Genomic DNA, 12,674 nt, shown 5'->3' on the forward strand with positions numbered 1-12,674 from the left:
CAACATATCTTTTCGATGGGGCGAGTAATTGCAGTCCCAATCTTTTAGAAAACAGCCTGCTGGTTAAGTTAGCTGTTTTCATTATAGATGGTGCTGGCATGTTGTTTCTGACTGCCCAAAAAAACAGGCAAAAATCAGTATCACACTGATATTTGCCTCCATGTTAAGTATTATTCCATTTGCTTTGCTAAAAAGCCTGCAGCTGTTTCAGCTGATTTTTGTTCAACCTTACTAACTTTTCCATCGTCGTTGGAAAAAACAATCACACAACCGATGGAATCTCCATTTGCGATAATCGGACTCATGCAATATGAACTCAGTTCCTGCTCTTTCCCATCGATGATTTCCATATGACCAGCTTGTGTTTCAAAGACATTCGACCGATTTTCGATTATTTTTGCCATTTCAGAACTGATATTTTTACTTAAATAATCTTTTTTTGATTCTCCGGCCACCGCAATAACTTCATCCCGATCGCAAATTAGAACTGGAAACTGGAGTGAATCGAATAATGCTTCGGCATATTCCTTTGCGAAATGGCCCAATTCATTGATAGGTGAGTATTTTTTTAAAATAACTTCGCCCTCTCTATCCACAAAAATCTCCAATGGATCTCCTTCACGGATACGTAAGGTCTTTCTGATTTCTTTTGGAATAACAACTCTTCCTAAATCATCAATACGTCGTACAATTCCTGTTGCTTTCATGAGTAAAATCCTCACTTTCTTATGATGATGTTTGCCTGCATACCACGTTGCTAAATACTATCTAAATGTGAAATAATCACCAGCTTTGGTTTTAGTATGAAACATCTCATAAGAACTATGCATAAGATACCAATTTTTTATCCATTTCTATCCACCGTCGCCAATTTTTCGATAAAATCTTCAACGATTTCATAGCGTTTTGGCTCGGTATCACGTGTCCATTTAAATGTTATCTTCAATTTATTATTCTCCGTACCGAGCTGAACACCCCGTCCAAAATCATTTGCCAGTTCGAAAAGTTTGGAACCGTCAATCTGCTGACTCCGGTCTTCATCAACGAGCATCTCAACTTTTTGCTTCCTTTCACTAATGGATTCCACACGTTCTTTTTTGGCATACATTTTCATGGAAGAAACGACAAATAAATTTGCTACTTCTTCTGGGAAATCACCGAACCGATCCATTAGCTCATCTTTCAAATCATCCAGGTCCTCAGAAGTATCAAGATTCTGGAATTGCTTATAGATATCTATTTTCTGCTTTTCATCTTTGATATAGGTTTCCGGAATATAAGCATCAAGCCCAAGCGCAAGCTCTGGTTCAAATGGCTGGATGTCTTCAATTTCCCTGCCGGTTTTACGTGCCTCAATCGCTTCTTTAAGCATTTGCGAATACATGTCAAAGCCGACTGAATCAATGAATCCATGTTGCTGGGACCCAAGTAGGTTACCGGCACCACGTATAGATAAATCGCGCATCGCAATTTTAAAACCGGAACCAAGCTCCGTAAATTCCTTAATTGCCTGCAGCCGCTTTTCTGCCACCTCTGTAAGTATCTTATCCTTTTTATAGGTGAAATAGGCGTATGCGATACGGTTAGATCGTCCAACACGTCCACGAAGCTGATAAAGCTGACTTAAGCCCATGCGATCCGCATCATTAACAATCAATGTGTTTACATTTGGTATGTCCACACCTGTCTCAATAATCGTTGTACTGACAAGCACATCGAATTCACCTTCTAAAAATCCGAATATGACATTTTCCAACTCTGCTTCGTTCATTTGTCCGTGGGCGACCCCAATCCTGGCTTCGTCGACAAGCATCCCAAGATCGCGCGCAACTTTATCAATATTTTCCACCCGATTATAGAGGAAGAACACTTGCCCGCCTCGAGCCATTTCCCGTTCAATCGCTTCCCGCATGAAAATTGGGTTATACTCCATGACATACGTTTGTATTGGAAAGCGGTTTTCCGGTGGTGTTTCAATGACAGACAGATCACGGACACCAAGCATAGACATGTGTAATGTTCTTGGGATCGGTGTTGCTGTCAATGTCAATACATCCACATTTGTCTTGATTTGTTTGATTTTCTCCTTATGTTTCACACCGAAACGCTGCTCCTCATCGACAATAAGCAGTCCCATCTGACGGTACTGCACATCCTTCGATAATAAGCGATGTGTTCCGATGACAACATCTATCGTGCCATTTTTCAAACCTTTGATTGTTTCTGTCTGCTGCTTTTTCGTACGGAACCTGCTTAACAGCCCAATATTTATCGCATGCTCCTGAAATCTCTCCCTTATCGTTTCATAGTGCTGTTGGGCTAAAATAGTTGTTGGAACTAATAAAGCAACCTGTTTCCCATCGGCAACTGCTTTAAATGCTGCACGGATAGCGACTTCCGTTTTCCCATAACCAACATCCCCGCAGAGTAATCGGTCCATTGGCTGTTCTCTTTCCATATCCTGTTTGATTTCTTCGATACAGCGGAGTTGATCGTCCGTTTCCTGGTATGGAAAAGATGCTTCAAATTCCCGTTGCATTTCGGTATCTTCCGAAAATTTGTATCCTTTCTTTGCTTCCCGTTCTGCATACAGTTTGATTAAATCCTCGGCGATATCCTCAACAGATGACTGTACTTTTTGCTTCACCTTTGTCCATTCCGTACCGCCCAATTTATACAGCTTCGGTTCTTTACCTTCCGAAGCAACAAACTTTTGAACCAAATCAATCTGATCAATCGGCACAAAAAGTTTATCATCACCGGAATATTTGATGAGCATATAATCTTTATGCAAGTCTTTCAGTTCAAGTGTTTCAATCCCCAAATATTTCCCGATTCCATGATTCGCATGAACGACATAATCTCCGACTTTTAATTCCTGGTAGCTTTTTATACGTTCGGCGTTGGAAACCTTTTGCTGTTTTCTCGGCCGTTTGGTCCTTTTTTTGAACAGCTCATTTTCTGTAATCAGTACAAGTTTATGCAGTGGCAGCTCAATCCCGCTGCTAATATTCCCTACAGCAATCGTTGGTCTTTTTACAGGCAACTCCAGTTGATCGGAAACAGTAGCTTCGATATCATAGTCCGCAAATATGGAATGAATTTTTTCTGCACGTTTTTCGTTCGGTGCTAAAACAACAACGGAATTGTCCCCTTTCTCCCAGCGCTGCAACTCACTTTTGAATAGATTTATCTGTCCATGAAACTCTTGCATCGCTCTTGTTGAAAGGTCAATGATGTTTTGCGGATTTGTATTGGGAATATGCCTCAGAAATACGGATGTATATAGCCTTGGATGTTCAACTTTATCCCAGATGGATTGCCAGTCAAACGAAAATTTGCTGTTTTTCACCATTTTATTGGCTTCCAACAGACTGCTGTACCATTCCGCCTCTTCCGTATCCAGGTTTGTTGCCGTTTCCTGAATTCTGCTCATTTCATCAAAAATGATCATGCCCTCTGATGGCAGATAATCTAGTAAACTAGCAGGATCCTGATAAAGGTAGCCGATGTATTTATACATCTCCTGAAAGTGCTCCAATTCTTTCATCCGCGTAATATCCTGCTGTACTGCTTCAATTATTGTTTCTTTCGCCTCGGAGGTTTTCATTTTTTTCAATGAGCTTGATAACGCGTCCTCCACCCTGTCAGCAGCTGCAAGCATATCCGAGTCTGTAAGTAAAAGTTCTGTGGCAGGCCCTACCATCACTTCTTCCAGTTTATCCAGGGAGCGCTGTGTTTCTGCATTAAAATAGCGTATAGAATCGATTTCATCATCAAATAATTCTATACGTATCGGATTACTTTCCGTTATTGGATAAATATCAATGATGCCGCCCCGCTTCGAGAATTCTCCCGGGGATGCGACCATCGCCGTTCGTTCATACCCCATGTCTACCAATGAAGATAGATATGCATCGATATCAATCGCTTCTCCATATGTAAACTTAAGCTGGTATTTGCTCCAATAGTCTGGTGGAGGCAAAATCCGCTTTAATGCAGCAACCGGAGCGATTAAAATACCTGATTGCTTTTCTGACCACGCTGTCAGTGCATCAATCCGCTGACTTCTTAATTCCGGACTAGCTATTGCGATTTCAGAAGCGATGAGTTCATTAACCGGATACAAGTGCACACCATTTTCGCCAATCAGCTCAGATAAATCATCATATAACTGCTGTGCCTGAACCAATTGATGTGTCACAAGCAAAATCGGCTTATTCATTGATTCACTGATAAGTGATACCAGCAGGCTCCTTGCCGACCCGGAAAGACCAGCAATAAGCTGTTCCTTCATCCCTCCGGATAATCCCTTTAGTATCGATTGTATATCTTCATTTGATTTTAAATAATTATTAATCCCTTTCATCGTTAAACCCCCACGTATTCCGTACGTAAGCGCAAAAATGCCTTGGTGCAATCACCAAAGCTTTTGTTGCTTATTTTATTGTATAAAAAAATCCAGTTCATGGTAGTGAGGATGATTACCCAATGTCTCTTCACAATTCTCACAGATTGCTTGAATGTGTACATCCCCATTATCCTTATATTTTATCATGTCTTCTTTTTCCTTACTTGTCAATTGGTCAAAACCTAACATAGACGTGTCTATAACCTGTTGCTCCAATTTGCCGATGACCCCTCCGCAATGCCTGCATTTATAGACGATAGACATAGAAAAACCTCCTCGAATAAACCTTATAGAGGTTGTTCAAAAAGTCAGCCGATTATTAGGCAGCTTCTCGAACACACACTATTAGAAAGTTTATCCGAAAAGCACAGTTTTATACTTACCTAAGCGCCATTAGCTGTTATATTCATTCATGACTTCAAGAAAAGGAGTTTTTAGCCAGGCTTCACAGGCATCAGCAGCTTTTTTAATACTCACATTGACATCTTCCTGTTCTTCTTTCGGAAACGAGCTTAAAACATAATTCACAACAGGAGTCGGGTTTGTCGGTCTGCCAACACCGAAACGAATTCGTTTAAAGTCTTTTGTTCCCAGATGATCAATCGTCGACCGCAGGCCATTATGACCACCATGACCGCCTTTTTGACGCAGACGGATTTTCCCTGTTGGTAAATCCAGGTCATCGTAAATGATAAGCACATCTTCCAGATTGATATCATAATAGTCCATCAATGGGCGAATGGATTCTCCTGAAAGGTTCATATACGTTTGTGGCTTAAGAAGAAAGACTTTTTCTCCTTGAACATGTTCCATGGCATAACTGCCATTAAACTTCTTTTTATTTAATTCCCAGCCATAACGATCCAGTAATTCATCTATAATCATAAATCCAATATTATGACGGGTATCCTGATATTTTTTTCCCGGGTTTCCCAACCCTACAATACACTTCATTTCGCTTCTTCCTTTTTAGATGGTCTTAAAGTCACCGAATTGTAGACGGTGTCTTTTGGAACAAACATTTTAAAGTTCTTTGGCAATACAACAATCCCTCCCCTAAGTAACGCTTATTTTTTACGGTTCTTAGGAGGAGGGGGATGCTATCATTTATCTCATTTTATTATTTTTCTTCTTCTTTAGCATCTACCAGCTCAGGCTCTGCATTTTCATCAGGAGCTTCTTCTGTTTCATCCAATGTGTCTGGTGGCAGTACTGTTGCAATTGTCGTATCCGGTTCTTCTGTAAATTCATATTTACCTGATGTAGGAAGATCGGAAATTGCCAGGCTGTCACCAACTTCAAGCTGGGTGATATCTACTGCTATTTCTTCAGGAATATCAGCCGGTTTAGCGCGAACCTGCAGTTCATATAATGGCTGCTGTAATACGCCTCCATCTTTTGATCCTTGTGCTTCTCCGTCTAAGCGGAGTGGTACAGCAACATCTCTTTCTTCAGACATGTTTACAGCATAAAAGTCCACATGAACCAATTCGTCCTTAAGCGGATCCATTTGATAGTCATGGAGCATAACATTTACTGCCTTTTCTCCTTCAACATCAAGTGAAATAATTGCGTTTCTTCCTTCATCACGAACTGTTTTTAGTAAATCAATGCTATCAACCGAAATCGTTTGGTTCTCCTTTTCTTTCCCGTAGAGAACAGCAGGTACTTTACCACTGTTTCTGATTTCTTTTGTTGCAGACTTTGTATAATCTTCTCTTTTGGCTGCTTTTAATTTTACTGCCATGTTCATCATCCTCCAAAATATTTAATATTTAATAGAAAACCTATACATATTACCAAAAGTGGCATAGGCCTTAAATTTTCGTATACTTTTATTCAAAAGATATATACCGTTTCCGTTTTTAGCATGTTCTATACTTTCTTCACTGAAACGGTACTTACAGAGAATACCCCAAAAACTGCTTGTTTAAACCTAAGTTAACATTTTTCCGTGATGAAGGTTGTCGTATGAAAGCAATTTAGTCAAATAGAATGCTTACAGACTGTAGCTCGTGAACACGTATGATTGCTTCACCGATAAGTGGTGCAACAGATAATTCCTTGATTTTATCAACCTGTTTTCCCTCTGAAAGCGGGATAGAGTCTGTGATAACCAGTTCCTTGATTTGTGAATTATTGATTCGCTCCACTGCTGGGCCGGAAAGCACCGGATGTGTACAGCATGCATAGACTTCCTTCGCGCCTTGTTCAATCAGGGCGTCAGCTGCTAATGTAATTGTTCCAGCAGTATCAATGATATCATCAATCAGGATTGCTGTCTTGCCTTCGATATTACCTATGATGTTCATAACCTCTGAAACGTTCGGGCGCGGACGTCTTTTGTCAATGATTCCAATTGGAGCTTTCAGGCGGTCTGCCATTTTACGGGCTCTTGTTACCCCACCATGGTCAGGTGAGACGATTATAATATCTTCCAGACTTTTTGCTTCAAAATAATCGGAAAGAATCGGTACACCTTGCAAATGGTCTATTGGAACATCAAAGAACCCTTGAATTTGTGGTGCATGCAGATCAAGTGTGATCATCCGCGTTGCTCCAGCTGTTTCCAACAGATCTGCTATAAGCTTAGCTGCAATTGGCTCACGTGAACGGGCTTTTCTATCCTGTCTTGCATATCCATAATAAGGCATCACAATATTAATGGATTTCGCAGAGGCACGCTTTAATGCATCAATCATAATCAGGAGTTCCATAAGATGTTCATTTACCGGAGAACAGGTTGACTGCACGACATATACATCACAACCACGAATACTTTCCTCAATATTGATTTGAATTTCACCGTCACTAAAACGCGAAACTGTACATTGACCAAGTGACGTTCCAATATGGTTTGCGATTTCCTCTGCCAGCTTGGGATTTGAGTTCAATGTGAATACTTTCAGAGACTGATCTTTATAGATGGACGCCATGAAATAAACCCTCCGTTAATCTTTTTGTCTGTTTTTTAATTTTGTTGCATATCCTTCCTTATTTGACTGTCTAGCTCTTGCAACGGATAAGGCGTCTTCCGGTACATTTTCCGTAATGGTGGAGCCCGCAGCCACATAGGAGCCTTTTCCAACGGTAACTGGTGCAACCAGGTTGGAATTACAGCCGATAAAGGCATCATCTTCTATCGTGGTCAAAAATTTATTTTTTCCATCATAGTTCACTGTTATTGTACCACAACCGACATTCACATTGCTCCCAACTTGCGCATCGCCAATATAGCTTAAATGGGAAACCTTGCTGTTATCTCCAAGTTCAGTTTTCTTGATTTCTACAAAGTTGCCCAGTTTCGCGTCATTGCCGATTGCTGATTCCGGCCTGACATGTGCATATGGACCAACTTTAACACGATCACCAATTTTACTGTTATTTACAACACTTTGCTTTACAACTGTCGCTTCACCTATATAACTGTTGGAAATTTCCGAGTTCGGTCCGATTTCCGCATCTGATTTAATAGTTGTGTTTCCCTTTATGATTGTACCTGGATAAATGGTAACATCCGATTCTATCACGACATCCGATTCAATATACGTATGATCCGGGTCGATAATCGCTACACCATTTCTCATATGATTTTCGTTAATACGTTTTTTCATTATTTTTTCTGCTTGAGCTAACGCGACCCGATCATTCACGCCTAATGTTTCATCGAAATCCGGTGTTGTAAAAGCAGTCACTTTATCTCCCCGATTGCGCAGGATTTCAATGACATCCGGCAAATAATATTCAGCTTGTGTATTATCATTGGAAACGTTTTGTAATGCATCAAAGAGTTTTTTATTATCGAAGCAGTATGTACCTGTATTAATTTCATTCACAAGAAGTTCACCCTCAGTTGCATCTTTGTGCTCAACAATACGCTCTACTTCATTCGCCTCATTGCGAATAATTCGTCCGTAACCTGAGGGATTCTCTGTCTTCGCAGTTAAAACTGTCGCTCCCGCCCCTTCCTTCTCGTGACGATCAAAAAGGGCCTGGTATGTTTCCTTTGTGATTAATGGGGTATCCCCGCAAACGACAATCGTGGTGCCTTCTTTATCATTTAATAAATCCTCTGCCTTCATAACCGCATGGCCGGTACCGAGCTGTTCCTCTTGTACAACGAACTCGCTCTCATCACCTATATGCTCGATTACTTTATCTGCACCAAAACCGACAATGGTAACCGTTTTATCTAATTGTACTGCTTTCACTTGTTCTAATACGCGCTGTACCATCGGACGGCCAGCTACGGGATGCAGTACTTTATATAATTTGGATTTCATTCTTGTTCCTTGTCCTGCTGCCAGAATAACAGCATATCGATTTGTCATGAGGAAACCTCCATTATTTCTATTTATCCAATAGTAATATATCGTAAAAAGCAGATGATTTCAATAGATATCACGATGTAGAGGTGGGGGTTTCACAATTTTTCACAGGGTATGTACCATCTGTTATTAACATTATTTTTTTTACTGCTGTAGACCAAAATACTTAGATAACAAAGGATTATCACGTACGTTTTATAGTAAAATCCTTGGTAGCATTTAAGCTCCAGGAAAGTTTCACCTCTAAATTGCAAAAAAAAGAAGACTAATCGTAAAAGATTAGACTCCTTTGTTGATCATGATTTTAGGAAGCCCCAGCTTCCTCATATTCCACATCTGCCCCTGCACGTCGATATTCCTCCAAAACAGCATCTTGGATTTTTCCACGTGTACCGGAATTAATCGGATGTGCAATATCCCTGAACTCACCATCAGGGGTACGTTTGGATGGCATTGCCACAAATAGTCCATTATTTCCATCAATCACCCGGATATCATGGACAACAAATTCCCCATCCAATGTAATTGAAGCAATTGCTCGCATTCTACCCTCTGTGTTGACGCGGCGTAATCTAACGTCTGTTACTTCCATGATGTTTCACCACCTTTTCCCTTTTGAACTTAACTAACTAGTTCAACAAAACATTTGGAATTCCTGCCAGATAATGAAAAAAATTAAAATATTTTTTAGAAAACTTTGCTTTTCGCCGGGATTTTATGGCAAATAGACTTAGATACATTTATACAGCAAGAAGTTTACACTTTTTCAACTGCGTAAAAGGCATAAATTTCCAAATGGGATGTGGTTTGCTCCGAGTTTATCAAATATTGGATTAATTCGTATGGTTTTCAATGAAGTTTCCAGGATGAACTTCAATATCCCTCTGTTTGATGTCAACGTTGGTTATTTTAACGAGCGATGTATACTCTTCCACGATCCGTTCTTCTTCCTCGTCATCTGCTTCTGCCAGGACACCAATCGCCTTCACATTTGCATCAAATTCCTCCAATAAGTTCATAATCCCTGTAATCGTACCGCCGGCCTTCATAAAATCATCGATGATACAGACATTTGAACCTTCCGGGAGGCTGCGTTTTGGTAATACCATTGTTTGGATTTTGCGTGAGGATCCTGAAACATAATTGATACTTACAGAGGACCCTTCTGTAACTTTAGGGTCTCTACGTACAATAACTACAGGTACACCAAGAAAGGAAGCTACCGCATAGGCCAAAGGAATCCCTTTTGTAGCAACGGTAACCACTACATCAATATCCATTTTTGAAAATACAGATGCAAATACGCCACCAATTTCTCTCGTTAATCTTGGATCACCCAATATATCACTCATATACAAGTATCCACCTGGAAGAATGCGAACAGGATCCTCCAGTTGATACTTGAGTTTATCAATAAATTGAACATTTTTCTCATGGGAAAATTGAGGAATATATTTAACGCCGCCCGCCGCTCCGGATGTTCTCTCCAAATATCCCAATCCATCATTTTTCAAAACACTATTAATAATATCCAGGTCTTCACTGAGAGATGACTTGGATGATTCATATTTTTCCGCAAAGTATGGTAATTGCTGTTGTACCCTGGGATTTTCCAGGAAAAAATTGGTCAATGCAACTAAACGGTTACTTCTTTTCATTTATACACCTCAAAGACGAATATTTATATCTAAATATACCATCTTTATACGTATTTAGGCAACATCTATCCCAATAAACGAACGACATATACTTCTTCACAAAACCCGCGCATGCTATTATAAATCCGCTGTGCCTTACTATGATGCTGAACCAGCCCATAAACGGTCGGTCCACTCCCGCTCATCAATACACCTGCTGCACCTGCGTTTTTCATTCTCTCTTTTATACGCTGTACTTCCGGATGGACGATTAAGGTGATGTCTTCCAGTGAGTTTCCAATGTTGGAACACATTTTCATAAAATTCTTGTCCATCAAAGCTTCAATTATCCCTTTCGTATTAGGGTGTGAAAGTTCATCAACTTTTATCTGCTGAAAAATAGTTCGTGTCGACACACCAATGTTCGGTTTTGCTAAAACAACATAGCATGAAGGAGGGGAAGGCAATGTTTCAATGATTTCACCTTTTCCCTTTGCGATTGCCGTATTTCCATGAACGCAAAATGAGATATCAGAGCCGAGAACTGATCCAAGATTCGCTAATTCTCCCAGCGACCTGTCCAATCCCCATAATCTGTTTAACCCACGCAATACTGCTGCAGCATCCGTGCTGCCACCTCCCAGGCCGGCTGAAACTGGAATGCGTTTTTCAATGTTAATACGGACACCCGTTTTAATTCCGTACCTTTTTTTAAAAATAGCTGCTGCTTTATAAGCCAAATTTCGTTCATCACTTGGAACATATCTGCTTTCCAAAGCAACCTCAATTCGATTTCTGTTCAGGGAATGCAGTTCAATCCGATCCGCCAAATCGATTGTTGTCATGACCATCTCAACATCATGATAGCCATCCCCCCGTTTTGCCAGAACATCAAGTGATAAATTAATTTTGGCCGGCGCCTTCTCAAAAAGTGTCATCACCGTCACCTTCTTGTAAATAGATAAACAAATTGTAACACATAAAAAAAGTAGAGGCGACTTGTTACGCAAAGAGGCTAAACGTTGGGGCTAAAACTTTCTAGTGGTGCGGGCTTAATTGATATGGCGTCCGGATACTCAAGGGCGATGTTTATTCAGATTCAGGCGATGCTCGGTGGATCGAGGGTGATGTTTATTCAGATTCAGGCGATGCTCATTGGGGCGAGGGTGATGTTCCTTCAGACTCAAGCGATGCTCATTGGACCGGGGGTGATGTTTAGTCAGATTCAGGTGATGCTCGTTAGACCGAGGGCGATGTTTATTCAGATTCAGGCGATGCTCGTTGGACTGGGGGTGATGTTTATTCAAATTCAGGCGATGCTCGTTGGACTGGGGGTGATGTTTATTCAGATTCAGGTGATGCTCGTTGGACTGGGGGCGATGTCTCAACAGATTCAGGCGATGCTCGTTGGACTGGGGGTGTTAATCAGATTCAGGTGATGCTCGTTGGACTGGGGGCGATGTCTCAACAGATTCAGGCGATGCTCGTTGGACCGAGGGTGATGTTTCTTCAGATTCAGGTGATGCTCGTTGGATCGAGGGTGATGTTTCTTCAGATTCAGGTGATGCTCGTTGGATCGAGGGTGATGTTTCTTCAGATTCAGGTGATGCTCGTTGGGTCCTCTTTATCATAAAAAAAGCAGCCCATCTAAGGACTGCCTTTGTCTTGCATGTTTTGCTCGGCTATTTCAATCGCCCGTTTCACCATGTTTCCGGCGTCACGGGATTTGATGCCTCCCCAGCCCTCCTGCTGCACTGTGTCGTAAAACCCTAACTCTTTGGCAATTTCTTCTTTCAAATGGTCTGACATGATTCCACGTCGCCTAGCCATGAAAGAACGACCCCTTTCTGTTATGAGCTTTAACTTACGACATTCATAGCATGTGCAGGAAACCAGAATAAACACAAGTGATATGTATCCAAAAAAGGAAATAATAAGCAAAAATAAAGCAGTAGGCAATTACTTGTCTACCGCTGCTTCGTTTATTACTATTACTGCTCTTCCAATAACGGAAAGCTTAATTCTACCGTTTCTGTTAAAACGTCTGCATAGCTGTATGAAACACGTTCGAATGCATTTTCGTCTTGATCCAGCTCAACGACAAAAACAGAAGGATACATTTCTGCCAATACACCAGTTCGCTCAATTGTTTTCCTTCTGCCTCCGTTGGCTCTCAATCTCAATCTTTTACCAACATTACTTTCAAGACCTTGCTTTATTTCGATTAATGTTTTAGCCACTACACTCCACCTCACTGTATTTACCATACCATAAGCTTGTATAATAGTCAAATAAAAT

The 12,674-nt window shown here is 40.8% G+C and carries 14 protein-coding genes; 2 read left to right on the top strand and 12 right to left on the bottom strand.

Annotated elements, in window-relative coordinates; genetic code table 11:
- Positions 1-170: 170 nt before the first annotated feature.
- From spoVT to ispE, 10 genes are all read right to left on the bottom strand, one after another.
- Positions 171-707 (bottom strand): stage V sporulation protein T, encoded by a 537-nt coding sequence (gene spoVT / locus ACZ427_RS17155; protein WP_461178092.1) that lies wholly within the window; start codon positions 705-707, stop codon positions 171-173.
- Between the two features lie 137 nt (positions 708-844).
- Positions 845-4,369: a transcription-repair coupling factor gene (gene mfd / locus ACZ427_RS17160; RefSeq protein WP_461178091.1), complete on the bottom strand. Its 3,525-nt coding sequence runs from the start codon at positions 4,367-4,369 to the stop codon at positions 845-847.
- 75 nt (positions 4,370-4,444) lie between these two features.
- Positions 4,445-4,675, bottom strand: a complete 231-nt coding sequence (locus tag ACZ427_RS17165) for an anti-sigma-F factor Fin (protein WP_461178090.1) — start codon at positions 4,673-4,675, stop codon at positions 4,445-4,447.
- 129 nt (positions 4,676-4,804) lie between these two features.
- Positions 4,805-5,365 carry an aminoacyl-tRNA hydrolase gene (gene pth / locus ACZ427_RS17170; RefSeq protein ID WP_461178089.1) on the bottom strand — a complete coding sequence of 187 codons (561 nt, stop codon included), beginning with the start codon at positions 5,363-5,365 and terminating at the stop codon, positions 4,805-4,807.
- Positions 5,366-5,531: 166 nt separating this feature from the next.
- Positions 5,532-6,158: a 50S ribosomal protein L25/general stress protein Ctc gene (locus ACZ427_RS17175; RefSeq protein ID WP_461178088.1), complete on the bottom strand. Its 627-nt coding sequence runs from the start codon at positions 6,156-6,158 to the stop codon at positions 5,532-5,534.
- Positions 6,159-6,393: 235 nt separating this feature from the next.
- Positions 6,394-7,347, bottom strand: a complete 954-nt coding sequence (locus tag ACZ427_RS17180; RefSeq protein WP_461178087.1) for a ribose-phosphate diphosphokinase — start codon at positions 7,345-7,347, stop codon at positions 6,394-6,396.
- A gap of 15 nt (positions 7,348-7,362) precedes the next feature.
- Entirely contained in the window at positions 7,363-8,742 is a 1,380-nt protein-coding gene (gene glmU / locus ACZ427_RS17185; protein WP_461178086.1) for a bifunctional UDP-N-acetylglucosamine diphosphorylase/glucosamine-1-phosphate N-acetyltransferase GlmU, read from the bottom strand.
- Between the two features lie 301 nt (positions 8,743-9,043).
- Positions 9,044-9,331 (bottom strand): septation regulator SpoVG, encoded by a 288-nt coding sequence (gene spoVG, locus ACZ427_RS17190; protein WP_461178085.1) that lies wholly within the window; start codon positions 9,329-9,331, stop codon positions 9,044-9,046.
- 241 nt (positions 9,332-9,572) lie between these two features.
- On the bottom strand, positions 9,573-10,397 hold the full coding sequence (gene purR / locus ACZ427_RS17195) for a pur operon repressor (protein ID WP_461178084.1): 825 nt from the start codon (positions 10,395-10,397) through the stop codon (positions 9,573-9,575).
- 65 nt (positions 10,398-10,462) lie between these two features.
- Positions 10,463-11,314 carry a 4-(cytidine 5'-diphospho)-2-C-methyl-D-erythritol kinase gene (ispE, locus tag ACZ427_RS17200; RefSeq protein WP_461178083.1) on the bottom strand — a complete coding sequence of 284 codons (852 nt, stop codon included), beginning with the start codon at positions 11,312-11,314 and terminating at the stop codon, positions 10,463-10,465.
- 84 nt (positions 11,315-11,398) lie between these two features.
- Here ispE and ACZ427_RS17205 point away from each other — a divergent pair, with 84 nt between their 5' ends.
- Positions 11,399-11,815, top strand: a complete 417-nt coding sequence (locus tag ACZ427_RS17205) for a hypothetical protein (RefSeq protein WP_461178082.1) — start codon at positions 11,399-11,401, stop codon at positions 11,813-11,815.
- Positions 11,812-12,009: a hypothetical protein gene (locus ACZ427_RS17210; RefSeq protein ID WP_461178081.1), complete on the top strand. Its 198-nt coding sequence runs from the start codon at positions 11,812-11,814 to the stop codon at positions 12,007-12,009. Before ACZ427_RS17205 ends, ACZ427_RS17210 begins: the two co-directional genes overlap by 4 nt.
- Before the next feature lie 14 nt (positions 12,010-12,023).
- Here the strand turns inward: ACZ427_RS17210 and ACZ427_RS17215 are convergent, their stop codons facing one another.
- On the bottom strand, positions 12,024-12,206 hold the full coding sequence (locus tag ACZ427_RS17215) for a small, acid-soluble spore protein, alpha/beta type (RefSeq protein ID WP_461178080.1): 183 nt from the start codon (positions 12,204-12,206) through the stop codon (positions 12,024-12,026).
- Between the two features lie 161 nt (positions 12,207-12,367).
- Positions 12,368-12,616: a biofilm formation stimulator Veg gene (gene veg, locus ACZ427_RS17220; protein ID WP_461178079.1), complete on the bottom strand. Its 249-nt coding sequence runs from the start codon at positions 12,614-12,616 to the stop codon at positions 12,368-12,370.
- Positions 12,617-12,674 lie beyond the last annotated feature (58 nt).

The organism is Virgibacillus ainsalahensis, from assembly GCF_055380755.1.